The sequence below is a fragment of the Stenotrophomonas sp. YJH_SMC_105-26 genome, assembly GCF_059368915.1.
In genome coordinates this window covers 1-25733 of sequence record NZ_JCAFSD010000003.1, presented here as the reverse complement: position 1 = coordinate 25733, position 25733 = coordinate 1, and the positions used below count along the sequence as shown (strand labels likewise).

Here is a 25733-nt window from a genome sequence, read left to right as displayed (position 1 = left end):
CCCCCCTCACTACACGATTCCCGCAGATCCATGAGCGAAGCTACCGATACCCCCCCCGTCGACGAAAACAAGTTGATCGCCGAGCGCCGTGAGAAACTCAAAGCGCTGCGTGGGCAGGGCATCGCGTACCCGAACGACTTCCGTCGCGAGGACTTCGCCGGCCGCCTGCAGGAAGAATTCGCAGATGCCGAAACCTGGACCGCCGAGGCCCTGGAAGGCAACGGCCGCCAGGTGAAGATGGCGGGCCGCCTGATGGCCAAGCGCATCATGGGCAAGGCCAGCTTCGCGCAGATCCAGGACGAGTCCGGCCGCATCCAGCTGTTCCTGCAGGGCGCGGTGCTGGGCGATGCCTATACCGCCTTCAAGGGCTGGGACGTGGGCGACATCATCGCCGTCGAAGGCGGCCTGACCCGTACCAAGACCGGCGAGCTGTCGGTCAAGGCCGAATCGATCCGCCTGCTGACCAAGTCGCTGCGCCCGCTGCCGGACAAGTGGCATGGCCTGGCCGACGTCGAGCAGCGTTACCGCCAGCGTTACGTCGACCTGATCGTGACCCCGGAGTCGCGCGCGGTGTTCATCAAGCGCTCGAAGATCATCCGCGCCATGCGCGCGTGGCTGGACAACCGCGACTTCCTGGAAGTCGAGACGCCGATGATGCATTACATCCCCGGCGGCGCGGCGGCCAAGCCGTTCACCACCCACCACAATGCGCTGGACCTGGACCTGTACCTGCGCGTGGCGCCGGAGCTGTACCTCAAGCGCCTGACCGTGGGTGGCCTTGAGCGCGTGTACGAGATCAACCGCAACTTCCGCAATGAAGGCGTCAGCACCCGCCACAACCCGGAATTCACCATGATGGAGCTGTACGAGGCCTATGCCACGTACAACGAGATCATGGACCTGACCGAAGGCGTGATCCGTGACGTGGCCAAGGCCGTCAACGGTGGCACCGAGGTCGAATGGGACGGCGCGAAGATCGACCTGGGCCCGGCATTCCGCCGCTGGCGCATGGACGAGGCGGTGCGCCACCACAACCCGGAAATCTCTGCGGCGGACTGCACCGACCGCGACGCGCTGCTGCGCCATTGCGAGCGCCTGAAGATCCGCGTCAAGCCGTCCTACGGCTGGGGCAAGCTGCTGCTGGAGATCTTCGAGGCCACCGTCGAGCACACCCTGATCCAGCCGACCTTCATCACCGACCATCCGGTGGAGGTCTCGCCGCTGGCCCGTGCCAACGACAATGACCCGGGCTACACCGACCGCTTCGAGCTGTTCGTCAACGGCAAGGAGCTGGCCAACGGCTTCTCCGAGCTGAACGATCCGGAAGACCAGGCCCAGCGCTTCCAGGCCCAGGTGGCGGCGAAGGAAGGTGGCGATGACGAGGCCATGCACTACGACGCCGACTACATCCGTGCGCTGGAGTACGGCATGGCACCGACCGGCGGCCTCGGCATCGGCGTGGATCGCCTGGTGATGCTGCTGACCGGCAGCAGCTCGATCCGCGATGTACTGCTGTTCCCGTACATGCGTCCGGAGCAGTAAGTCGCCTTTTTGACTCCCGATTGTGCGCGCCGTCCCGAAACGAGACGGCGCGATTGACGCGTCCCGCACTCGGCGTATCGTAATTGCACTACCTTGACGCCTGTTATGGCTTGATCGGCGCCAGGGGGAGGGCACGGTGTGGGGAGTCCGCTTCACATTGTGATGACGATCATGAATCGGGACGCATGACACGGGAGTCAGGCCGATGCAGGGTGCGAGCGTTCGCAGCGGCAGAGTATCCTCGCCTGCTGATGATCCAGCGTGGTCGAGAAACCAGGCAGAGTACGCGTTGAACATCGTCATCGTTGACGACCAGACTTCGGCCCGGACGATGCTGCGTCACGTCATCGAAGACATCGCGCCGGAACTGAGCGTGTATGACTTCGGAGACCCGCTGACCGCATTGGCCTGGTGCGAAGCCCATCCGGTCGACCTGCTGCTGCTCGATTACCGCATGCCGGAGATGGATGGGCTGGAATTCGCCCGTCGTTTCCGTCGCCTGCCCAAGCACCGTGACATTCCGGTGATCCTGATCACCGTGGTCGGTGACGAGCCGATCCGGCAAGCGGCACTGGAAGCAGGCGTCATCGACTTCCTGGTCAAGCCGATCCGCCCGCGCGAGCTGCGTGCGCGCTGCTACAACCTGCTGCAGCTGCGCCAGCAGACCGAGAACGTGAAGCAGCGGGCGCTGTCGCTGGAGCAGCGCCTGCTGGCCAGCATGCATGAGGTCGAAGAGCGCGAGCGCGAGACGCTGTCGCGGCTGGCACGCGCGATCGAGTTCCGTGATGCCGGCACCAGCGCCTACCTGGAGCGCATGGCGCGCGTGGCCGGACTGATCGCCGAACAGCTCGGGCTGCCCGAAGAGGAGGTGCGCCTGATCGAAATGGCTGCGCCGCTGCATGACATGGGCAAGATCGCCATTCCCGATGCGGTGCTGCTCAAGCAGGGCAAGCTCAACGAGGAAGAGCTGGCGATCATGCGCCGGCACCCGCGGATTGGCCATGAACTGCTGAGCGGCAGCCAGAATCGCTTCATCCAGGTTGGCGCGTTGATCGCACTGCGTCATCATGAGCGCTACGACGGCAGTGGCTATCCCGATGGGCTGGTCGGCGACGCGATTCCGCTGGAAGCGCGCATCGTGGCCGTCGCCGATGTCTTCGACGCCCTGATTTCGCCCCGTCCGTACAAGGAAGCATGGACCATGGAAGCCACCCTGGCTTATCTCTACGCCCAGCGTGGCCGCCTGTTCGATCCCCGATGCGTGGACGCGCTGCTGCGCGGCCGCGAACAGCTCGACCAGATCTGCGCCGAGCATTCGATGGCGTCCGCGCGCCCGGGGCTGGGCGCGTGAAACGCCTGTTGTCGCAGCTGCGGCTGCGCCTGTCCCAGCGCCAGGACAGCGAGCACGGCCAGCAGATCGTCCGCATCGTGCTGATCAGCCTGATCCTGGCCTACGTACTGTTGCCGGCACCGCGCCACGATCTGCCGCATACCCAGTACGTCGGTGTGCTGGCGATCGTGCTGACCGGCCTGAGCCTGTCACTGTTGCTGTTCGGCTGGCTGCTGTGGCGGCCGGCGCGTTCCGATCCCCGCCGCGTGCTGGGCATGCTGGCTGACTACGGCCTCATTGCTGCCGGCATGGTGCAGATGGGTGAGCCGCTGGCCTGGGTCTACATCGTGGTGATGTGGGTGACGGTCGGCAATGGCATGCGCTTTGGCAACCACTATCTGTACGTGGCGGTGGCCATGGCGATGGTGAGCTTCGGCTGCACCGTGATGCTGACGCCTTACTGGCAACAGAATTTCCGCCTGGCCATCGGCCTCTGGCTGGGCCTGGCAGCGGTGCCGCTGTACTTCTCGACATTGCTGCGGCAGCTGACCGAAGCGATGGCCGAGGCGCGCCGCGCCAGCGAGGCCAAGAGCCGGTTCCTGGCCAACATGAGCCATGAGTTCCGCACGCCGTTGAACGGTCTCAACGGCATGACCGAAGTGCTGGCCACCACGCGCCTGGATGACGAGCAGCGCGAGTGCCTCAACACCATCCAGGCGTCGTCGCGCAGCCTGCTGGCACTGGTGGAGGAAGTGCTGGACATCTCGGCCATCGAGGCCGGCAAGCTGCGCGTGGTGGCCGAGGACTTCGCCGTGGCCGACGTGATCCAGGCGATCGGTCTGATCCTGTTGCCACAGGCCAAGGCCAAACGGCTGGATTACCGGGTGAAGGTGGCCGATGGTGTGCCGCCACGCGTGCGCGGCGATGTCGGGCACCTGCGGCAGATCCTGCTGAACCTGGCCGGCAACGCGGTCAAGTTCACCGACCATGGCCGGGTCGAGATACGTGTCGGCGTGGTGCAGGCCGACGCCAGCGGGGCGGTGCGGTTGCGCTTCGACATCCTCGACACCGGCATCGGCGTGCCACCTGCCATGCGTGCACGGCTGTTCGACGCGTTCGAGCAGGCCGATGTCAGCATGGCGCGCCGCCACGAGGGGACGGGGCTGGGCACGACCATCGCCAAGGGCCTGGTCGAGGCGATGGACGGTGACATCGGCTATCTGGAAAACCCGCCGCGCGGCAGCCACTTCTGGGTCGAGCTGCCGTTCGCGCCGCCGCAGCCGCAGGTGCCGGGCGCGGTGCCGAGCCTGAGCGGCGACGAAGACGCGGGCCCGGGCGGCAACGTGATCGCTTTTGCCGATCCGTTCCTGCGCCATCGCGCCCGCGTGCGCAGCATGCAGATCCTGGTGGCCGACGACCACGAGGCCAACCGCATGGTCCTGCAGCGCCTGCTGCAGAAGGCCGGCCATCGCGTGCTGTGCGTGGACGGCGGTGAGGCGGTGCTGGATGCGCTGGCCGACAGCGAGTTCGACGCGGTCATCGTCGATCTGCACATGCCGGGCATGAGCGGGCTGGACATGCTCAAGGAACTGCGGGTGATGCAGGCCGGCGGCGGTCCGCGCACGCCGGTACTGGTACTGAGTGCAGATGTAACGCCCGAGGCGATCCAGCGCTGTACCCAGGCCGGCGCACATGCCTTCCTGGCCAAGCCCGTCGTTGCGGTGCGCCTGCTCGATACGCTGGCCGAGATCGCCAGCAATGCCCAGCTGAAGACCATGGCCGCACCGGTGGTGCGACCGGCGGCGCCGCTGCAGGATGGCGTGCTCGACAGCAGCGTGCTGGACGAACTGGCCTCGCTGGGCATGGGCGAGGGCTTCGAACGTGAGTTCATCCGCCAGTGCCTGGAGGACGTGGCGAGCTGCATGGGCAAGGCCGAGCAGGCCGGCGAGGCCACGCAGTGGGATGTGTTCCGCGAACAATCCCACGCGATCAAGGGCGTGGCCAGCAACCTCGGCCTGATGCGCGCGTCCAACCGTGCCGGCGAGCTGATGCGGATGGCCGACTGGCAGCTCAAGACCGAATGGCGTCAGCGCCTGGGCATCCTGCAGGAGGCGATCAAGGAAGGTCGGCGCGCGCTGGACGCGCGGGCCGAACGCCGCATGCGCGGCGCCGCCGATGATGGTGAAGCGCGCTGAGGCGTGGCGTGAACCCAAAAAAAGCCCGGTGGCCAGCCGGGCTTGAACCCATCCTGGGGGAGGGGAGGAATCAGGCCGCGTCGAGACTGGCGCGACGGGTCTGGGCCTTGATCAGGCGATCCATGGTGCGCAGCGAGCGGTCGCCGAGTGCGAGGGCGGAATCGACCCATACCTTGGTGATCTCCAGCAGTTCGTCGTAGCTGACCGGCTGGGCGATGGCGCGTGCGGCGTTCATCGCCAGATAGGACTGCGGCGTGCGCTGCTGCTGGCGGATCAGTTCCTCCACCGCCGCCCGGCCTTCGCCCTTCTTCACCAGCACGTCGACCACGCCCATCGCGTGCATCTCCTCGGCGCTGTAGACCCGGCCGTCGAGGATGATCTTCTCGGCCAGGTGGGGGGACACGCGCCGGCACAGGAAGGAGTACGCACCCATGCCCGGGAACAGGCCGAACAGCACCTCCGGCAGGCCCAGTCCGCTGCCTTCCTCGGCGACGATGGTGTGGCAGGCCAGGGCCATTTCCAGGCCGCCGCCGAGGGCGTCACCCTGGATCAGCGCGATCGAACGGACGTCGCCGCCGAACCCGGTGTGCAGGTGGTGCACGCCCTCCACGCAGCGCTGGGCGTAGTTCAGCAGGAGGTCGCGGTTGCCTTCGCGGATCAGGCGGGTGAACAGGTCCAGGTCGCCGCCCAGGTTGTAGGCGACGGCATCGGAGGCCAGCACGAAATGCCGCAATGTCCCGTTGTGGCGTTCGGCAGGGCTGCGGGTGATGGCCGCCATGTAGCTCCACATTTCGTCGAGCATGTCCTTGCGGCAGCAGGGACGGATCCCGGTGGCGGCATCGGCGTGCATGAACAGCCAGTGGGCAGCGCCGTCGGCGCTGTCTTCGGTACGGATGGTGGCGAACGGTGAGCCGCTTGAAGGCAGCTTTTCGATGGTACTCATGGAAGGGTCCTCGGCATGCGGCCCGCAGTGTCAGGTGGGTGGCCGGCGGGCCGAACGGTCCACACACGCGGCGATGCTACACCGCCTCAGCAGCGTCGCATGCGAAAGGGCCCGGGACGTTTCCGCCCCGGGCCCTGCACTGTCCAGATTGCCGCAAACCCTTACTGGGCGGGCGTATCGCGGAGTTCGCGACGGAGGATCTTGCCGACGTTGGTCTTCGGCAGCTCCTTTCGGAATTCAACGATTTTGGGGTGCTTGTAGCCGGTCAGGTTGGCCCGGGCATGCTCCTTGACCATTTCGGCGGTCAGGTTCGGGTCCTTCTTCACGATGACCACCTTCACCACCTCGCCGGACTTGTCGTCCGGGACGCCGACTGCGGCCACTTCCAGCACGCCCGGCATCATCGCGATCACGTCCTCGACTTCGTTCGGGTACACGTTGAAGCCGGACACCAGGATCATGTCCTTCTTGCGGTCGACGATGTAGAAGAAGCCGTGTTCGTCCATCTTGGCCATGTCGCCGGTATGCAGCCAGCCGTCCGCGTCGATGGCCTTGGCCGTTTCCTCCGGGCGCTGCCAGTAGCCCTTCATCACCTGCGGGCCCTTGATGCAGAGCTCGCCGACCTCGCCCAGCGGCAGGATGGCACTGTTGTCATCCTTGATGCAGGCATCGGTGGAGGGGATCGGCAGGCCGATCGAGCCGTTGTACTCGGTCAGGGTAAGCGGGTTGATGCAGGCTGCCGGCGAGGTCTCGGTCAGGCCATAGGCCTCGACCAGGGTCACGCCGGTGACCTTCTTCCAGCGCTCGGCGACGGCGCGCTGCACCGCCATGCCGCCGCCCAGGGTGACCTTCAGCGAGGAGAAGTCGACCGTGTCGAAACCGGGGGTGTTGAGCAGGCCGTTGAACAGCGTGTTGACGCCGGTGATGGCAGTGAAACGTACCGACTTGAGCTCCTTGACGAAGCCCTTCATGTCGCGCGGGTTGGTGATCAGGTGATTGCAGCCACCGAACTTCATGAAGACCAGGCCGTTCGCGGTCAGCGCGAAGATGTGGTACAGCGGCAGGGCGGTGATGATCCACTCCTTGCCCATCTCGATGCCGGACGCACTGATCCAGGCCGAGGCCTGCTGCATGTTGGCAATCAGGTTGCGGTTGGTCAGCATCGCGCCCTTGGCCACGCCGGTGGTGCCGCCGGTGTACTGCAGGAACGCGATGTCGTCGTGGTCGATCTCGACCTTGGGCAGGCTGTGGCGGCTGCCGAGCTTGAGCGCCTGGCGGAAGCGCACCGCGCCCTTGAGATGGTAGTTGGGCACCATCTTCTTGATGTACTTCAGCACGAAGTTGACGATCACGCCCTTGGCGCCGAGCAGGTCGCCCAGGCCGGTGGTGACCACATGCTTGACCGGCGTATCGGCGATGACCTGCTCGACGGTGTCGCCGAAGTTGTCGACCACCACCAGCGCGGTCACGCCGGCATCGACCAGCTGGTGCTTGAGCTCGCGGGCGGTGTACAGCGGGTTGACGTTGACCACGGTCAGGCCGGCGCGCAGCACGCCGAAGGTGGCCACCGGGTACTGCAGGCAGTTGGGCATCATCAGGGCGACGCGGTCACCCTTCTTGAGCTTGAGCTCACCGAGCAGGTAGGCCGCGAACTGTTCGACCAGCGCGTCGGTCTCGCCGTAGGTGAGGACCTTGCCGAAGCTGGAGTAGGCGGGACGGTCGCGGAATTTCGCGACGGAAGCGTCGAAGACCGAAGCTACCGAATGGAACTCGTTGACGTCGATCTCGGCGGGAACGCCTTTCGGATAGCTCTGCAGCCAGGGACGATCCAGACTCATATTCCCCCTCCAGGAATCGTGATGTATTAGGTCCGGCCCTGAGCGTATCGACAACGGCCGGTCATTGCAGCATACCCCGCCGTAGGGAAAACGCGAAGAGGCCCCGAAGGGCCCCTTGCTGGGTAGTGCTGGCCGCTGGCCGGCATCTGCGCTGGACGGACCATACGATGGATGCCGGCCAGCGGCCGGCACTACCGTGGCCCCAAGCGGGCCGGCTGCGTCAACCCTGCTTGCGAACGGGTGCGCCGTTGGCCTTGTAGTACGGCGCGGTGCTACGGGCGAGCGGGGTGCGGCCGCGGATCACGTCGGCCAGCTTCTCGGCCATCATGATGGTCGGCGCGTTGAGGTTGCCGGTCACCACCTGCGGCATGATCGAGGCATCGACGATGCGCAGGCCTTCCAGCCCGTGTACGCGGCCCTGGCCATCGACCACCGCCATCGGATCGTCGGCATGGCCCATCTTGTTCGAGCACGACGGGTGATAGGCAGTCTCGGCGTGCTCGCGCACGAACGCATCGATCTGCGCGTCGGTCTGCAGCGCGCTTCCCGGCGAGATCTCGCGGCCGCTGTACGGGGCCAGCGCCGGCTGCGCGAAGATCTCGCGGGTGATGCGGATCGCCGCACGGAACTCGCGCCAGTCCTGGTCGTGCGACATGTAGTTGAACAGGATGCTCGGATGTTCGCGCGGGTCCTTCGAGCGCACGTGGATGCGGCCGCGGCTGGGTGAGCGCATCGAACCGACGTGCATCTGGAAGCTGTGCGCCTTGATCGGGTTGGAGCCGTTGTAATTGATCGCCACCGGCAGGAAGTGGTACTGCAGGTTCGGCCAGTCGAATTCGGCGTCGCTGCGGATGAAGCCACCGGCCTCGAACTGGTTGCTGGCGCCGATGCCGGTGCCCAGGAACAGCCACTCGGCACCGATCGCCGGCTGGTTGTACAGCTTCAGTGCCGGCGCCAGCGACACCGGCTTCTTGCACTCGTACTGCAGGTACATCTCAAGGTGGTCCTGCAGGTTGGCGCCGACGCCCGGCAGGTGGTGCACCAGGTCGATGTCCAGGCTGCGCAGCAGGTCGGCCGGGCCGACGCCCGAGCGCTGCAGGATCTGCGGCGAGGCGATGGCGCCGCCGCACAGCAGCACTTCGCGGCGGGCGGTGGCGCGCTGCGGCTGGTCGCTGTGCAGCCACTGCACGCCCACGGCGCGCTTGCCCGAGAACAGAATGCGGTCGGTCAGCGCGTGGGTGACGATGGTCAGGTTCGGGCGCGGCTTGGCCAGGTCCAGGTAGCCGCGGGCGGTGCTGGAACGACGGCCCTTCGGGGTCACCGTGCGGTCCATCGGGCCGAAACCTTCCTGCTGGTAGCCGTTGAGGTCGTCGGTGCGCGGGTAGCCGGCCTGCACGCCGGCTTCGACCATCGCAGCGAACAGCTCGTTGTTGCCGGCCTTCGGCGTGGTAACGCGCAGCGGGCCGTCGCCACCGTGGTAGTCATTGGGGCCGATATCACGGGTTTCGGCCTTGCGGAAGTAGGGCAGGCAGTCCAGGTAGGTCCAGTCTTCCAGGCCCGGCATGCTGGCCCAGTTGTCATAGTCCATCGCGTTGCCGCGGATGTAGCACATGCCGTTGATCAGCGACGAGCCGCCCAGGCCCTTGCCGCGGCCGCAGTCCATGCGGCGGTTGTTCATGAAGGGCTCCGGATCGGTCTTGTACGCCCAGTTGTAGCGCTTGCCCTGCAGTGGGAAGGCCAGTGCCGCCGGCATCTGGGTACGGAAGTCGAGCCGGTAGTCCGGGCCACCGGCTTCCAGCAGCAGCACGCTGACATCGGCATCTTCGGTGAGGCGGGTAGCCAGCACGTTGCCGGCCGAACCGGCGCCGATGATGATGTAGTCGTACTCGTTGTGGGTGCTCATGGGTGTCTCCTGCAGGCCGGGGCGCGCTGCATGCAGGCGTCCCGGCGGGATGTCGGATCGGCGCGGTGGCCGGACGATGGGGCGTGCTGGCGGCGCGCCGGTCAGAACACGCTGGCGTAGTCGCCCAGCTCGACCTGCACCGACTTGATGCGGGTGTAGTGGCCGAGGGTCGAGATGCCGTTCTCGCGGCCGACGCCGGATTCCTTGTAGCCACCGACGGGCATTTCGGCCGGCGATTCGCCCCAGGTGTTGATCCAGCAGATGCCGGCTTCCAGGCGGTGGATGATGCGGTGGGCGCGGCTGACGTCCTTGCTGACCACGCCGGCGGCGAGGCCGAAGGTGGTGTCGTTGGCACGACGCACCACTTCGTCTTCGTCGTCGTAGGCGAGGATGCTCATCACCGGCCCGAAGATCTCTTCCCGGACAATCGTCATGTCATCGCGGCAGTCGGAGAACACGGTCGGCAGCACGTACGCGCCATTGGCCAGCGCGCCTTCGGTGGCACGGCCGCCGCCGGTCAGCAGGCGGGCGCCTTCGGCCTTGCCGCTTTCGATGTAGCGCAGCACGTTTTCCATGTGCGGGAAGCTGGTCAGCGGGCCGAAGTTGGTCTCGGCGGCCATCGGGTCGCCGATGCGGATGCGCTTGACGCGCTCGACAACGGCGGCCTCGAACGCGGCCAGCATGCTGCGCGGCACGAACACTCGGGTGCCGTTGGTGCAGACCTGGCCGGAGCTGAAGAAGTTGGCCATCACCGCGATGTCGGCGGCGCGGTCCAGATCGGCGTCATCGCAGATCACCAGCGGCGACTTGCCGCCCAGCTCCATGGTCACTTCCTTCAGCGACGAGGACGCCGCGCTGGCCATGACCTTCTTGCCGGTGGCGACGCCGCCGGTGAAGGAAATCTTCTCGATCACCGGGTGCTCGGTCAGCCACTGCCCGATCTCGCGGCCCGGGCCCTGCACGACGTTGAACACGCCGGCCGGCACGCCGGCTTCGGTGTAGATCTCGGCCAGCCGGATCGCGGTCAACGGGGTCACTTCGGACGGCTTGAACACCATCGCATTGCCGGCGGCCAGGGCCGGGGCCGACTTCCACATGGCGATCTGGATCGGGTAGTTCCAGGCGCCGATGCCGGCCACCACGCCCAGCGGTTCGCGGCGGGTGTAGAAGAAGCTCGATTCGCGCAGCGGCAGCTGGATGCCTTCGATGGCGGTGGCCAGGCCAGCGTAGTACTCGACCACGTCGGCGCCGGTGACGATGTCCACGGTGGTGGTCTCGGCCAGCGCCTTGCCGGTGTCCAGGGTTTCCAGGTGGGCCAGTTCGTCGTTGCGCTCGCGCAGGAGCTCGACGGCGCGGCGCAGGATGCGCGAGCGCTCCATGGCCGTCATCGCGGCCCACACCTTCTGGCCTTCGGCCGCGCTCTGCACGGCGCGCTCGACGTCGGCCTGGCTGGCAACCTGCACTTCGGCGATCACCTCACCGGTGGCCGGGTTGACGGTCTTGAAGGTCTTGCCGCTGGTGGCATCGACGCGCTGGCCGTGGATGTAGAGCTGTTGGACGGGCAGGGTGGTCATGGGGCGTACTCCTTGGAAGGGGGCGGGTGCTGAAGCGCTTATAGCGCGGCAGCCTGCAACTGGAAGTCGATGTAGCCGTAGGCGATGCGCCGCGACTTGTCGGCGTTGAACTGGCCGCCGACCAGGCTGCCACGCAGCCACAGGCCGTCGATCATCGCGGCCAGGCCACGGGCGGCCAGGCGGGCCTGCGGGTGGGGCAGCAGGCGGTTGAACTGGTGGCACAGGTTGGAGAACAGGCGCTGGTCGTTGGCGCGCTGCAGCCGGGCCAGTTCCGGCTGGTGCATGCTGGCGGCCCAGAACGTGAGCCAGACGCGCATTGCCGTACCGTTGATCTGGCTGTCGTCGAAGTTGCCATCGACGATGGCACGCAACTGCTCGCGGGGGTCATCGCTGGCCTCGGCGCGGTAGCGGGCGACGGCGTCCTTCAGTTCGCGCAGGATCTGCCGCATTGCAGCATTGAGCAGGCCGTCCTTGTCGCCAAAGTAGTGGGCGACGATGCCGCTGGACAGCCCTGCCTTCTTCGCGATGGTGGCGACGGTCGCGTCGGCCATGCCGATCTCGTCGATGGTCTGGAAAGTGGCCCGGATCAGCTGTTCGCGCCGTACCGGTTCCACGCCTTTCTTCGGCATTGTCTCTCCACGGATTGCGACCCGAAGGATCGGCTGCCCGCCATTATGCTTTTTATTGATTGAACGTTCAATCAATAAACCCTAGGATGCGCTCGCGCCCCACGCCATGGGCCCGGTTTACCGGTCCGGCCCCGCCCATGTGCTCCCCCGGACTGATGAGACGATCCCATGTCTTCCCTGGCTCATCCCAAGCGTTCGCCCCTGCGCTTGAACCGTTTTGTCTTTCTCAGCTCCTCGGTGTCGATCGGCATCCTCGGGCTGCTCACCGTTCTCTATCCCGAAGGCAGCGAGCACTGGCTGCAATGGGCGCAGGCCGAGGTGTCGGCCGCGTTCGGCTGGTGGTACATGCTGCTGATCGTGCTGTGCCTGGGCTTCGTGCTGTGGCTGGCGTTCTCGCCGTATGGCCGCATCCGCCTGGGCCACAACGAGGAGTCACCGGCGTTTGGCTACGTTGCCTGGGTCTCGATGCTGTTCTCGGCCGGCATCGGCATCGCGCTGCTGTACTACGGTGCCTACGAGCCGCTGGACCATTTCCTGCATCCGCCCGGGCAACCCGGCGGGACCGTGGCCGCCGGCCGCGAAGCGATGGTGCTGACCTTCCTGCACTGGGGCCTGCACGGCTGGGCGCTGTACGCGCTGGTCGGCGTGGCGCTGGGCTACTTCGCGTACCGCCGCGACCTGCCGCTGGCGCTGCGCTCGGCCCTGTACCCGATCTTCGGTGAGCGCATCCACGGCCGCATCGGCGACATGGTCGATGGTTTCGGCATCCTGGCCACGCTGATCTCGATGGTGACCAACCTCGGCATCGGCGCGCTGGTGGTGCAGTCCGGCCTGGTCTACCTGTTCCACATCCCGGATACGCCGCAGGTGCTGGTGGCCATCGTGCTGGTGATGATGGTGGTGGCCACCATCGGCGTGGTCGCCGGTGTGGAAAAGGGCATTGCCTGGCTGTCCAACCTCAACGTGCGCCTGCTGTGTGGCCTGCTGCTGTTCGTGCTGGTCACCGGCCCGACCCTGCACCTGTTCGACGGCCTGATCCAGAACACCGGCGATTACCTTGGCGCGTTCGTGCGCAAGAGCTTCGACATGTACCTCAACGACCCGAAGGGCCGTGAGTGGATGGGCTCGTGGACGCTGTTCTACTGGGCCTGGTGGATCGCCTGGGCGCCGTTCGTCGGCCTTTTCGTGGCGCGCATCTCGCGCGGCCGCACCATCCGCGAAGTGATCATGGGCGTGCTGCTGATCCCGCTCGGCTTCACCCTGGCCTGGCTGTCGATCTTCGGCAACACCGCCATCGACCTGGTGCTCAACCACGGCCAGGCGATCCTGGGTGAGGTGGCCCAGCACGATGCGGCGATGACGCTGTTCAAGCTGCTGGAATACCTGCCCGGCGCGCCGTACGTGGCCGGTGCCGCAGTGGTGATCGGCTTCGTGCTGTTCCTGACCCCGGTCGACTCGGGCACGCTGATGATCGCCAACCTGTGCACCCGTCGCGTTGACGATGGTGTGGAAGACGGCCATGACGCGCCGATCTGGCTGCGCGTGTTCTGGGCGGCCGGCATTACCGTGGCCAGCGTCGGCCTGCTGCTGGCGGGCAATTTCAGTGCGATGCAGACGGCGGTGGTGCTGTGTGGCCTGCCGTTCTCGTTCACCCTGGCGTTCTACATGTGGGGCCTGCTGAAGGCGCTGCGCACCGACCCGGACGCACCCCGCCGCTGAGCGCCTCTGTAGAGCCGAGCCCACGCTCGGCTGCTGTTGGCGCAGAAGCAGACGAGCGCAGGCTCGGCTCTACAGGGGGGGCATCGCAGACGGAAAGGGCCGGACCCGCAAGGATCCGGCCCTTTTCCGTTACTTGGCTGCCAGCTGGCGCAGCACGTACTGCAGCAGGCCGCCATGACGGAAGTACTCGACTTCCTTCGGGGTCAGCAGCATCACCGAGACCTCGAAGGTCTTCTTCGTGCCATCGGCCTTGGTCGCGGTGACCGTGGCGCGCTTGCTGGCACCGTCCTGCAGGCCGGTGATGTCGATCACTTCCGAGCCGTCCAGGCCCAGGCTCTGCGCGTTCTCGCCTTTGCGGAACTGCAGCGGCAGCACGCCCATGCCGACCAGGTTGGAGCGGTGGATGCGCTCGAAGCTTTCGGCGATGACCGCCTTCACCCCCAGCAGCAGGGTGCCCTTGGCCGCCCAGTCGCGCGACGAACCGGTGCCGTATTCCTTGCCGGCCAGCACCACCAGCGGCACCTTGTCGGCCTTGTACTTCATGGCCGCATCGTAGATCGCCAGCTTCTCCGGCTGGCCACCACCGGCGGGGTAGTACAGGGTGTTGCCGCCTTCCTCGCCACCGAACATCAGGTTCTTGATGCGGATGTTGGCGAAGGTGCCGCGGACCATGACGTCGTCGTTGCCGCGGCGGCTGCCGTAGCTGTTGAAGTCGGCCGGCTGCACGCCGCGTTCCTGCAGGAAGCGGCCCGCCGGCGAGTCCTTCTTGATGTTGCCGGCCGGGGAGATGTGGTCGGTGGTGATCGAATCGCCGAACAGGCCCATCACGCGTGCGCCGTGCACGTCGTCGATGCTGCCGGTCTGCATGGTCATGCCATCGAAGTACGGCGGGTTCTTGATGTAGGTGGAGGCATCGCTCCACGCGTACAGGTTGCCGTCCGGCGAGGCGATGGTGTTCCAGCGGGTGTCGCCCTTGAACACGTCGGCGTAGTTCTGCTTGAACATCTCCGGGCCGATGGTGGCGGCGATGACATCGCCGATTTCCTTGTTGCTCGGCCAGATGTCGCGCAGGAACACCGGCTGGCCATCGCTGCCGGTGCCCAGCGGCTGGGTGGTCAGGTCGATGTCGGTGGTGCCGGCGATGGCATAGGCCACCACCAGCGGCGGGCTTGCCAGGTAGTTCATCTTCACTTCGGGGTGCACGCGACCCTCGAAGTTGCGGTTGCCCGACAGCACCGAGGTGACCACCAGGTCGCCGGTGGCGATGCCGGCGCTGACTTCGGTCGGCAGCGGGCCGGAGTTGCCGATGCAGGTGGTGCAGCCGTAGCCGACCACGTAGAAGCCGATCTTCTCCAGCTCCTTCAGCACGCCGGCCTTTTCCAGGTAGTCCGTGACCACGCGCGAGCCCGGCCCGAGCGAGGTCTTCACCCACGGCTGGCGGTTCAGGCCCTTGGCGGCCGCATTGCGGGCCAGCAGGCCGGCACCGATCATCACCGCCGGGTTGGAGGTGTTGGTGCAGGAGGTGATGGCGGCGATGACCACCGCGCCATCCTTCAGCCGCACCTTGCGGCCTTCGATCTCGATGTCGGCGAAGCCCTTGGCCAGCTGCTCGTTGCCGACCGCCGCGCCGCCGCCTTCATTGACGAACGAGGAAACATCATCACTGCGCTTGTCGCGGTTGCTGGTCATGCCAACCAGTGCTTCGCGGTAGTTCTTCTGCACGTCCTCCAGCAGCACGCGGTCCTGCGGACGCTTCGGGCCGGCCAGCGACGGCTTCACCGTGCCCATGTCCAGTTCCAGCGTGGTGCTGTACTGGGCATGCGGGCTGCCCGGTTCGTGCCACAGGCCCTGTGCCTTGGCATAGGCTTCGACCAGGTCGATCTGCTCTTCGCTGCGGCCGGACAGGCGCAGGTAGTTCAGCGATTCGGCGTCGATCGGGAAGATGCCGCAGGTGGCGCCGTACTCCGGGGCCATGTTGCCGATGGTGGCACGGTCGGCCAGCGGCAGGTGCTGCAGGCCGTCACCGTAGAACTCGACGAACTTGCCGACGACGCCCAGCTTGCGCAGCATCTGGGTGACGGTCAGCACCAGGTCCGTAGCGGTGGCACCCTCGGGCAGCTTGCCGGTCAGCTTGAAGCCGACCACCTGCGGAATCAGCATCGACGACGGTTGGCCGAGCATGGCGGCCTCGGCTTCGATGCCGCCCACGCCCCAGCCAAGCACGCCGATGCCGTTGATCATGGTGGTGTGGCTGTCGGTACCGAACACGGTATCGGGGTAGGCGACCGCCTTGCCGTCCTTGTCGGCGGTCATCACTACGCGGGCCAGGTTCTCCAGGTTCACCTGGTGGACGATGCCGGTGTTCGGCGGCACCACCTTGAAGTTGTCGAAGGCCTTCTGGCCCCAGCGCAGGAAGCCGTAGCGTTCCTGGTTGCGCTGGAACTCGATCTTGCCGTTGAGGTCGAGCGCGTCCGGCTTGCCGAACACATCGACCTGCACCGAGTGGTCGATGACCAGTTCGGAGGGGATCTGCGGGTTGATCTGCTCCGGCGAGCCGCCCAGCTTGACGACCGCGTCGCGCATCGCGGCCAGGTCGACCACGCAGGGCACGCCGGTGAAGTCCTGCAGGACCACGCGCGCCGGCATGAAGGCGATCTCGGTGTCCGGCTCGGCCGCCGGGTTCCAGCGGGCCACGGCTTCGATGTGGTCCTTGCCGACGGTGATACCGCCGTCCTCGTGCCGGAGCAGGTTCTCCAGCAGGATCTTCATCGAGTAGGGCAGGTGGGAGATATCGAAGCGCTGGCCCAGCGTGGGCAGGCTGAAGTAGTCGTAGGTCTTGCCGCCGACGTTCAGCTGGCTGCGGGTGGAGAACGAATCGCTCATGCGGGGTAACTCCTTCTTGCGGATGGCTTGCAGTGGCCCGCGCATGGGCGGGCCTGCTTGCGGTCGCCGCGGGCCTGACGTCCCCGGTCGTCCCAGTATGAACCTCAGACTGAATGGATTCATCCGGGCCGGGTCCCGGCCTGCGGCATCGGTTCCAGACTACAGGGGAAGGTGTATGGCGTATGTCACGTTTGTGGCCGATCCTTTGCAAGGCAAGGGCTGGCGGGGCGCCGGTCCTGTTCAGGGTGGAAGTATGCCCGGGGAAGTATGTATAATTTGTGCATACTCTGGAGGGCCTACCGATGGAAGCCACTGTTGCAGAACGCGGACAGATCACCCTGCCCAAGGCGGTGCGTGATGCCCTCGGCCTGACCAAGGGCACGCTGCTGAAGGTCGAGCTGGACGGCAGCCGCATCATCCTGCGCAAGAGTGTTGACGATGCCATTTCACGGGCGCGCGGCAAGTTTGCGCTGGACGGCTTCGAATCGTCCGACGCAGCGGTACGCGCGGTGCGTGACGAGGAATAAGCCGTGATGATCGCCGTCGATTCACCGGTGCTGGTCGAGCTGCTCAGCAATGGTCCGCAGGCCGATGCCGTGGAAGCCATCCTCCGGCAGAGCCTGGTCGGTGGCCGCGTGGTGGTCTGTGGCGCGACCCTGGCCGAGGTCTGCGCATCGCTGCGCGGCGGCGCCGAGGTGCTCGAAGCGCTGGAAGAAATGGGCGTGCACTTCAACCCGATGGAAGCCAAGTCGGCGCTGCGCGCCGGCGAGATGCACCGCCGTCATCGCCAGCGCGGCGGCAGCCGCCGCAGCCTGGACGAATTCATGGTCGGCGCCCACGCACTGCTGCAGTGTGACGGCCTGATCACCTGGAACGACACGTTTTACCGCGACTACTTCAAGGGCCTGAAGCTGATCGTGCCGCACGCCTGAGCCCACTTTGTTATTTCAACCTACGCATTACCCGGGAGTTGTCATGTTGGAAGCCTACCGCCACCACGTCGCCGAGCGCGCTGCGCTTGGCATCCCGCCGCTGCCGCTGAGCGCGCAGCAGACGGCCGATGTCATCGAACTGCTGAAGAACCCGCCGCAGGGCGAGGCCGAGTTCCTGCTCGACCTGCTGACCCATCGCGTGCCGGCCGGTGTCGATGACGCGGCCAAGGTCAAGGCCTCTTACCTGGCGGCGATCGCCCTGGGCAGCGAGCAGAACCCGCTGATCAGCCGCGAGCGCGCCACCGAACTGCTGGGCACCATGCTCGGCGGTTACAACGTCGCCCCGCTGGTGCAGTTGCTGGACGACGCCAGCGTCGGCACCATCGCCGCCAACGGCCTGAAGAAGACCCTGCTGGTGTTCGATGCGTTCCATGACGTGCAGGAAAAGGCCAAGGCCGGCAACGCCAACGCCCAGGCCGTGCTGCAGAGCTGGGCCGATGCCGAGTGGTTCACCAGCAATCCGGAAGTGCCGCAGAGCCTGACCGTCACCGTGTTCAAGGTGCCGGGCGAGACCAACACCGACGACCTGTCGCCGGCACCGGACGCGACCACCCGCCCGGACATTCCGATGCACGCCCTGGCGATGCTGAAGAACAAGCGCGACGACGCGCCGTTCACCCCGGAAGAAGACGGCAAGCGCGGCCCGATCCAGCAGATCCTCGACCTGAAGGACAAGGGCCATCTGGTCGCCTACGTCGGCGACGTGGTCGGCACCGGTTCCTCGCGCAAGTCGGCCACCAACAGCGTGCTGTGGTGGACCGGCGATGACATTCCGTTCATCCCGAACAAGCGCGCCGGTGGCGTCTGCCTGGGTTCGAAGATCGCCCCGATCTTCTACAACACCATGGAAGATGCCGGCGCGCTGCCGATCGAGCTGGACGTGTCGAAGATGGAACACGGCGATGTGGTCGAGCTGCGTCCGTATGAAGGCAAGGCGCTGAAGAACGGCGAGGTGATCGCCGAGTTCCAGGTCAAGTCCGACGTGCTGTTCGACGAAGTGCGTGCCGGTGGCCGCATTCCGCTGATCATCGGCCGTGGCCTGACCGGCAAGGCGCGCGAAGCGCTGGGCCTGGCCCCGACCGATCTGTTCCGCCTGCCGGTGCAGCCGGTCGACACCGGCAAGGGCTTCTCGCTGGCGCAGAAGATGGTCGGCCGCGCCTGTGGCCTGCCGGAAGGCCAGGGCATGCGCCCGGGCACCTACTGCGAACCGAAGATGACCTCGGTGGGCTCGCAGGACACCACCGGCCCGATGACCCGCGACGAGCTGAAGGACCTGGCGTGCCTGGGCTTCTCGGCCGACCTGGTGATGCAGTCGTTCTGCCATACCGCCGCGTACCCGAAGCCGGTGGACGTGAAGACCCACCACACCCTGCCGGAGTTCATCTCCACCCGTGGCGGCGTCTCGCTGCGCCCGGGCGACGGCGTGATCCACAGCTGGCTCAACCGCATGCTGCTGCCGGACACCGTCGGCACCGGTGGTGACTCGCACACCCGTTTCCCGGTGGGTATTTCGTTCCCGGCCGGTTCGGGCCTGGTCGCCTTCGCCGCGGCCACCGGCGTGATGCCGCTGGACATGCCGGAGTCGGTGCTGGTGCGCTTCAAGGGCAAGATGCAGCCGGGCGTGACCCTGCGTGACCTGGTCAACGCGATCCCGCTGTACGCGATCAAGTCGGGCCTGCTGACCGTGGCCAAGGCTGGCAAGAAGAACATCTTCTCCGGTCGCATCCTGGAAATCGAAGGCCTACCGGAGCTGAAGGTCGAGCAGGCGTTCGAACTGTCCGATGCCTCGGCCGAGCGTTCGGCGGCCGGTTGCTCGGTGCGCCTGAACAAGGAACCGATCATCGAGTACCTGACCAGCAACATCACCCTGCTGAAGTGGATGATTGCCGAGGGTTACCAGGACCCGCGTTCGCTGCAGCGTCGCATCGAGAAGATGGAAGCTTGGCTGGCCAACCCGCAGCTGCTGGAGCCGGATGCCGACGCCGAGTACGCCGCCGTCATCGAGATCGACCTGGCCGACATCCACGAGCCGATCGTGGCCTGCCCGAACGACCCGGACGACGTGAAGACCCTGTCCGAAGTGGCCGGCGCCAAGATCGACGAAGTGTTCATCGGTTCGTGCATGACCAACATCGGTCACTTCCGCGCCGCTGCCAAGCTGCTGGAAGGCAAGCGTGACCTGCCGACCCGCCTGTGGGTGGCCCCGCCGACCAAGATGGATGCTTCGGAGCTGACCAAGGAAGGCGTGTACGGCACCTTCGGCGCTACCGGCGCGCGCATGGAAATGCCGGGCTGCTCGCTGTGCATGGGCAACCAGGCGCAGATTCGCGAAGGCTCCACCGCGATGTCGACCTCGACCCGCAACTTCCCGAACCGCCTGGGCCGCAACACCAACGTGTACCTGGGCTCGGCCGAACTGGCGGCGATCTGCTCGCGCCTGGGCCGCATCCCGACCAAGGAGGAGTACATGGCGGACATCGGCGTGATCAACGCCAATGGTGCGGAGATCTACCGCTACATGAACTTCGACCAGATCGAGGAATACCAGGACGTGGCCAAGACGGTCGCTGCCTGATGCGGTAACTGAAAACCCCCGGCTCGCGCCGGGGGTTTTTTTGTGAGCGGACGACGCATGGTAGTGCCGGCCGCTGGCCGGCAACCCGTTGAAACGAAGAACCTCCGGTGAAAGCCGGGTTTCTATTGTGCCCGGCCAGGTGGCCTAGCCCATGCGCATCGCGGTTCGGGTCTGCTCCTGGACGTGGTCTTGCTGACCGACCTGCTGTGCCTGCGCAATCTGTTCGGCCTTGGCGATCGACTGCTCCACCGGCGTATTGATTGCCTCGCTGATCGGAACCGACGCCCGCAGGTGTGCCGGATTGCCCGGTGCTCCCTGCACAACGAACAGGCGAGGGCCCGAGCCATCGCTGGGTGGACTGCCCAGGACCACATGATCAACGCGTTCGAGGCCGCTGCTCTTGGCCGTCGCAAGCAGGCTGGCCGTCATGCGCTCACTGGTTTCATCGAAGCTGCGCCCGTGCCTGGCATCCACGGCGGATACACCATCGCGGATCTGCTGGTAGAGCACATGGTCTGGATGGCCTTCCTTCCTGGGATCCAAGCCTGCCTTGTCCAAGGTTGACTCAATGCTCTCCTGCAATGGACTCCTGGGAGAGAAGCCGGGATTGCCGAGAGAGGGCGAGCCCTTGTCGGTTGCATCCTGGATCAGCTGCTCCCCCGGCCTGAGCGCATTCCGGGCCCGCTGCTCCGCTTCAGCCTCGCGGCGGGCATATGCACCGGCTTCCTCAATACCGCGCAGGTAATTGACCCCGTCGCGCAGCAGGCCAGGTCCGCCGCCGACAAGCACGGTCGCGCCTGCGCGCAACTGATGAACATCACTGCGGTAGTCGGCAATCCTGCGCAGGTCTTCGGGATCCGTGATCCGGGCCAGGGGATTGTCCAGTACAGACGGCACCGGGCCCTTGTCGGTCACGCGATCAAGGAAATGAACCAATCGATGGGAGTCGCCCAACTGGACCGCCACCGCGGCGGACATGACATGGCCGCTTTTCATCCCAGGTGTTCCAAGCGAGGCGATGCGCTGGCCGTGCTCGGCGTTGCGCAGGACCTCCAGTTCCCTGGGCAGCGCATACATCTCGACCTTGCCGTAATGAGGACCGCCCGCACTGACCAGGTCGCCTGCCATCACATGGTTGGTGAAGGGCGCCGCGTTGGCCGGCTGGCCCTCAGGAAGGCGATACGCCAGCCCGGCAGCACCGTAAGGATTGAATGCGTCGCCGGGGAGGTTGTAGTGGTGTGCAGTGATCTGGGCGAGCGCGCCGCCCAGCGAGTGGCCGGTGACGTACACCGGACCATACCCATTCTCTTTAGCCAGATCGATCGCCTGCTTGGTGAGTGCGAGGGCATCGCCGAGTTGTGCGTTGACTCTTGACGCCTTGGTAGCCGGTGGCGGAGTTTAGGCTGGCCAATACACGATATTCCGTCCCGGCAATGGTAACAATGGCCTTGGGCGCAGGGAGCGGATCCTTGTAGACATGATCTGAGAGGGCTGCATTTGCTCCAGGATTCATTGGGCTGTTCCTTCAGTCCGTGTGGAGATTTCGATTGGGAAGTAATCCTTTCGCTTATCTTGAGGCATCTTCTCGTACCAAGTCGAAGGCTCGGTAGGCGTCCACTCTGGCGATCCCCCTGAAGTCATGGGGCGCAAGGCGCGATGTACGTAGGTAGTAGCGAGTTTCTCGGTTTCAAGCTTTGTGAATGAAGTCCATGCGGTTGCTTGGATAGGGCGATCATCGATGATGAAGGCGAATGAAGCTTCCACGAGCACGGGCGTCCAAGTGCACGGGCCGCGACCGTAATAGTCGGCAACTTCCATGCCATCGTTGAATACAACACTGCTGAATTCAGTGGCACTGAGGCGCTGTGCCTGAAGCTCAACCTTGTGCTGGTTCGGCTCGTACTGCACCCCCTCCCAATTGTTGACCGGAGGGAGACAGAGTGGGTCTATCTCATACGTGACAAAGACCGAAGGAACGGGGACATCCACGGGTGCATCGTGGACCCGAATCACAATAGGCAGCGCATCCCTGGGTGCAGGATTCTCGCGATAGACCGGGTATGAGCGTTCCTTGTTGCAGCCCGGAACGGCCAGTGTGATCGAGGCGATCAACGCAACGTGAGCAAGGGTCGGGAGAACTTTCAGCATGAGCGGTCCATGTCGCTGCAGGATTTTCCTTGATCCCTGGAACATGCGGTCTCATCACGAACGACGGCGCCGCATCCGGGCAAATGCGACAGGTTGCGCAGTGGGTATTGCCCGCTATCCGGACCTCCCTCCCTGCGTACCCGAGCAGCGCGGCCTTGCGGGGTAACGTTCATCGGCGTTCCATTGCTGTGCGATACCTGACTATACGACCCGCTCCAGCCGCGCTCCAAGTCGGTGTCCTGCGGGCCTCCCGTTTGGCGCGCATGGCTTGCGGCAGGATCAAACCTCGATCAGCGTCGTTGAAACATCAATGGTCGAAAGTGCTGGCGGCGGATCGGCAATGGAGCCTGACGTCTCTTGGAGGTGTCCAGCAGGGTGCAGAGCCGAGCGTGGGCTCGGCTCTACAGGGGCCTGTCAGCCGCGGGCGAGGGCGAGCAGCCGCTCGGCGATCCGCTCCAGTGGCACCTGTTCCTCGGCCGCGCCCAGCTTGAACGCGGCACCCGGCATGCCCCAGACCACGCTGGTGGCCTCGTCCTGCACCAACGTCGGCGCGCCGGCCTGGCGCATTTCCAGCAGGCCGCGTGCACCGTCATCGCCCATGCCGGTGAGGATGGCGCCGATGGCGTTGCCACCGGCGTTCTGCGCGACCGAACGGAACAGCACGTCCACTGCCGGCTTGTGGCGGTTCACTGCCGGGCCATCGTCGACGCGGCAGCGCCAGCGCGCACCGTCGCGGATGATCCGCAGGTGCTTGCCGCCCGGCGGCAGGTAGGCGTGGCCGGGCAGCACCGCTTCGCCGTCGCTGGCCTCACGTACCGCCATCGCCGAGTGGCGGTCCAGGCGTTCGGCGAAGGCACTGCTGAAGCTGGCCGGCAGGTGCTGGGTCATCACCACGGCGGGCGCGTCGGCAGGCATGCCTTCCAGCACCACGCGCAGCGCTTCGGTGCCGCCCGCCGAGGAACCGATCGCGATCAGCCGGTCGGTGGTGCGGAACTGCGGCGCGGCCGGGCGTATCGCGGGCGCGGCGTCCAGCATGAGCTTCGGCGCGGCGGCGCGCACCAGCGGACGTACCCGCGAGCGCGCCGCCATCTTGACCTTGGCGATGATCTCGTCGGCGTAGCCCTGCAGGCCGCGGGCCACGTCCAACTTCGGCTTGGACACGAAATCCACGGCGCCCAGCGCCAGTGCCTGCAGGGTGGTGTCGGCGCCGCGCTCGGTGAGCGAGGAGATCATCACCACCGGCAACGGGTGCAGGCGCATCAGGTTTTCCAGGAACGCCAGCCCGTCCATGCGCGGCATTTCCACGTCCAGGGTGATCACGTCCGGGGCCAGTCGCTTGATCTTTTCACGGGCCAGCAGCGGGTCGGCGGCGGTGCCGACCACGTCGATGGCGGGATCGCTGGACAGGATCTCGGTGAGCATCTGGCGCACGACGGCAGAGTCGTCGACGATCAGCACCCGGCAGGGGGCGTTGCCGGTAAAGGTCATTCGAACAGCTCCACGCCACCGGTGACCGGCGCCTTGGACAGGCGCGCACGCACCGCCGATTCGGTGGCGGCCACTTCGGCCTCATGCGCATGCGGCAGGCGCTGCACCACCACGCGGCCGGTGTCGGCGAAGAACCAGATCTTGCGCGGATGGATGCCGCACAGGTCCTCGGCGATGATCGGGATGTGCTCGGCCTGCAGGTACTGGCGCACGAACTCGGCGTTGCGGGTGCCCACTGGATTGCTGGTGAAGCCCTTGAGCACGTTGGCGCCGCCGAACACCTTGGCTTCGATGCGCTTGCGGTGGGCGCCCCGCTTGAGCATGTCGTTGATCAGCAGTTCCATCGCATAGCTGCCGTAGCGTGCGGGTGCGCCGTCACCGGCGTTGCCCTCCGGCAGCAGGAAGTGGTTCATGCCGCCGATCTTCAGCACCGGGTCGCGCAGGCAGGCCGCCACGCAGGAGCCCAGCGTGGTGGTCAGCGCAGTGGTGTCATCGACCACCAGGTACTGGGTCGGCAGCAGCTTGGCGGCGATGGTCTGGAAGCGCGCATCCTGGTAGCGCATCACATCGTCGGTACGCAGCGAGGCATTCATGCGCCGGCCTTTGCCGCACGGCGGTACAGGGTGCGGCCGCAGGGCTGGATCAGGTCGGCGGCGTGCAGGTAGTTCTCCGAATGGCCGGTGTAGAGCAGGCCGTCATCGGCCAGGTGCTGGACCAGGCGACCGAGGATGGCGCGCTGGGTCGGCTTGTCGAAGTAGATCATCACGTTGCGGCAGAACAGCGCGTCGAACGGGCCGCCGACGTCGTAGCGCGGGGCGAGCAGGTTCAATGGGCGGAACTCGATCAGTTCGCGCAGCGCCGGCAGCACGCGGCACTGGCCCTCGTTGGGGCCGCTGCCGCGCTGGAAGTAGCGGCGGCGCAGGTCCGGATCGAGGCTGGCGACGCGATCGATGTTGTAGACGCCGCGGCCGGCGGTGGCCAGCACCTGGGTATCGACGTCGGTGGCAATGATGCGTACCGGCGGCTTCAACGTGCCGAAGGCCTCGCAGGCGGTGATCGCCATCGAGTAGGGCTCTTCGCCGGTGGACGCCGCGCACGACCACAGCAGCAGTGGGGCGCGGCTGGAGCGCTGTTGGAGTTCCTCGCGCAGCTTGTCGAAGTGATGCGGTTCGCGGAAGAACGAGGTCAGGTTGGTGGTCAGCGCGTTGGTGAACGCCTGCCATTCGTCACCATCTTCCTGCTCCAGATGGTCCAGGTACTGCTGGAAGCTGCGCATGCCCAGCGTGCGCAGGCGGCGCGACAGGCGGCCATAGACCATGTCGCGCTTTGCCGGCGCGAGGGCGATGCCCACGCGCTGGTAGATCAGGTCGCAGACGCGGCGGAAATCGCGGTCGGCGAACTCGAATTCGCGCGGGCCGGTGACGATGGGGGTAGGACTTTGCACGGGGGACGTGTCCATCGGCAGAGGCGGCGGCCGCAGCCGCCGCGGGTGGGTCTCAGAATTCCTGCCAGTCGCTGTCGCTGGCGGCGAAGGTGCTGGCGTTGCTGCTGCGGCGGACCGGAGCGGGCGTGCTGGTCGGCTGCGGGCGTGCCACGGTGGTGATACGGGCCGGCTCCGCGCGCGCGGCCACGGCCTTCACTGCGGCGGACACCTGGTTGTCGAGGCGGAAGATCGCCACGGCGTCAGCCAGCTGGCCGGCCTGGTCCTCCATTGCGCGTGCCGCAGCAGTGGCTTCTTCCACCAACGCAGCATTCTGCTGGGTGGTTTCGTCCATCTGCACCACGGTCTGGTTGACCTGCTCGATGCCCGCCGACTGTTCCTGCGAGGCCGCAGAGATCTCGGCCATGATGTCGGTCACGCGCTGCACCGAGGCGACGATCTCGCCCATGGTCGCGCCGGCCTTGTGCACCAGCGCCGAGCCGTCGTTGACCTTGCCGACCGAGTCGTCGATCAGGCCCTTGATCTCCTTGGCG

The 25733-nt window shown here is 66.1% G+C and carries 19 protein-coding genes; 7 read left to right on the top strand and 12 right to left on the bottom strand.

What is annotated here, in order from left to right; translation table 11 throughout:
* The first annotated feature begins 30 nt into the window (after positions 1-30).
* The 3 genes from lysS (at position 31) to AC5P7F_RS09975 (ending at position 5067) form a co-directional block, all read left to right on the top strand.
* Entirely contained in the window at positions 31-1542 is a 1512-nt protein-coding gene (lysS, locus tag AC5P7F_RS09985) for a lysine--tRNA ligase (protein WP_012480078.1), read from the top strand.
* Between the two features lie 205 nt (positions 1543-1747).
* Positions 1748-2893: a cyclic di-GMP phosphodiesterase response regulator RpfG gene (gene rpfG / locus AC5P7F_RS09980; RefSeq protein ID WP_032959453.1), complete on the top strand. Its 1146-nt coding sequence runs from the start codon at positions 1748-1750 to the stop codon at positions 2891-2893.
* Complete coding sequence (locus tag AC5P7F_RS09975) at positions 2890-5067, top strand: response regulator (protein WP_046430396.1); 2178 nt, start codon at positions 2890-2892, stop codon at positions 5065-5067. The genes rpfG and AC5P7F_RS09975 overlap by 4 nt, the downstream gene beginning before the upstream one ends.
* A gap of 70 nt (positions 5068-5137) precedes the next feature.
* Here AC5P7F_RS09975 and AC5P7F_RS09970 read toward each other — a convergent pair whose 3' ends face one another.
* From AC5P7F_RS09970 to betI, 5 genes are all read right to left on the bottom strand, one after another.
* A complete protein-coding gene (locus AC5P7F_RS09970) occupies positions 5138-6010 on the bottom strand; it encodes a crotonase/enoyl-CoA hydratase family protein (protein ID WP_014647007.1) in 873 nt (290 codons plus the stop codon).
* 161 nt (positions 6011-6171) lie between these two features.
* A complete protein-coding gene (locus tag AC5P7F_RS09965; protein WP_014647008.1) occupies positions 6172-7848 on the bottom strand; it encodes a long-chain fatty acid--CoA ligase in 1677 nt (558 codons plus the stop codon).
* Positions 7849-8068: 220 nt separating this feature from the next.
* Positions 8069-9751 carry a choline dehydrogenase gene (betA, locus tag AC5P7F_RS09960; protein ID WP_014647009.1) on the bottom strand — a complete coding sequence of 561 codons (1683 nt, stop codon included), beginning with the start codon at positions 9749-9751 and terminating at the stop codon, positions 8069-8071.
* Positions 9752-9852: 101 nt separating this feature from the next.
* A complete protein-coding gene (gene betB, locus AC5P7F_RS09955) occupies positions 9853-11325 on the bottom strand; it encodes a betaine-aldehyde dehydrogenase (protein WP_014647010.1) in 1473 nt (490 codons plus the stop codon).
* Between the two features lie 38 nt (positions 11326-11363).
* Positions 11364-11954: a transcriptional regulator BetI gene (gene betI / locus AC5P7F_RS09950; protein WP_014647011.1), complete on the bottom strand. Its 591-nt coding sequence runs from the start codon at positions 11952-11954 to the stop codon at positions 11364-11366.
* Between the two features lie 168 nt (positions 11955-12122).
* On the opposite strand from betI, the gene AC5P7F_RS09945 reads away from it, so the two are divergent.
* Positions 12123-13673, top strand: coding sequence for a BCCT family transporter (locus AC5P7F_RS09945; RefSeq protein ID WP_014647012.1), 1551 nt, complete (start codon positions 12123-12125; stop codon positions 13671-13673).
* Between the two features lie 129 nt (positions 13674-13802).
* Here AC5P7F_RS09945 and acnA read toward each other — a convergent pair whose 3' ends face one another.
* Positions 13803-16556, bottom strand: coding sequence for an aconitate hydratase AcnA (acnA, locus tag AC5P7F_RS09940; RefSeq protein ID WP_134808828.1), 2754 nt, complete (start codon positions 16554-16556; stop codon positions 13803-13805).
* 302 nt (positions 16557-16858) lie between these two features.
* Between acnA and AC5P7F_RS09935 the strand changes: the two genes are divergently transcribed.
* The 3 genes from AC5P7F_RS09935 to acnB are packed head-to-tail and all read left to right on the top strand — an operon-like array spanning position 16859 to position 20123.
* Positions 16859-17083: an AbrB/MazE/SpoVT family DNA-binding domain-containing protein gene (locus tag AC5P7F_RS09935; protein WP_005409505.1), complete on the top strand. Its 225-nt coding sequence runs from the start codon at positions 16859-16861 to the stop codon at positions 17081-17083.
* Positions 17084-17089: 6 nt separating this feature from the next.
* Positions 17090-17488, top strand: coding sequence for a type II toxin-antitoxin system VapC family toxin (locus AC5P7F_RS09930; RefSeq protein WP_005416402.1), 399 nt, complete (start codon positions 17090-17092; stop codon positions 17486-17488).
* A gap of 43 nt (positions 17489-17531) precedes the next feature.
* Positions 17532-20123, top strand: a complete 2592-nt coding sequence (gene acnB, locus AC5P7F_RS09925; RefSeq protein WP_014647014.1) for a bifunctional aconitate hydratase 2/2-methylisocitrate dehydratase — start codon at positions 17532-17534, stop codon at positions 20121-20123.
* 144 nt (positions 20124-20267) lie between these two features.
* On the opposite strand, the gene AC5P7F_RS09920 is transcribed toward acnB, so the two are convergent.
* From AC5P7F_RS09920 to AC5P7F_RS09895, 6 genes are all read right to left on the bottom strand, one after another.
* The gene (locus tag AC5P7F_RS09920) at positions 20268-21413 is read right to left on the bottom strand and encodes an XVIPCD domain-containing protein (protein WP_239510531.1); all 1146 of its coding nucleotides are present in this window, start codon (positions 21411-21413) and stop codon (positions 20268-20270) included.
* 219 nt (positions 21414-21632) lie between these two features.
* Entirely contained in the window at positions 21633-22271 is a 639-nt protein-coding gene (locus AC5P7F_RS09915; RefSeq protein ID WP_075076504.1) for a hypothetical protein, read from the bottom strand.
* Positions 22272-22685: 414 nt separating this feature from the next.
* Positions 22686-23759 carry a protein-glutamate methylesterase/protein-glutamine glutaminase gene (locus AC5P7F_RS09910; protein ID WP_014647016.1) on the bottom strand — a complete coding sequence of 358 codons (1074 nt, stop codon included), beginning with the start codon at positions 23757-23759 and terminating at the stop codon, positions 22686-22688.
* Entirely contained in the window at positions 23756-24352 is a 597-nt protein-coding gene (gene cheD, locus AC5P7F_RS09905; protein WP_014037083.1) for a chemoreceptor glutamine deamidase CheD, read from the bottom strand. The genes AC5P7F_RS09910 and cheD overlap by 4 nt, the downstream gene beginning before the upstream one ends.
* Positions 24349-25218: a CheR family methyltransferase gene (locus tag AC5P7F_RS09900; protein ID WP_049407415.1), complete on the bottom strand. Its 870-nt coding sequence runs from the start codon at positions 25216-25218 to the stop codon at positions 24349-24351. Before AC5P7F_RS09900 ends, cheD begins: the two co-directional genes overlap by 4 nt.
* A 37-nt stretch (positions 25219-25255) precedes the next feature.
* Positions 25256-25733: methyl-accepting chemotaxis protein (locus tag AC5P7F_RS09895; protein WP_495204151.1), on the bottom strand; the 478-nt coding region annotated here is incomplete at its 5' end.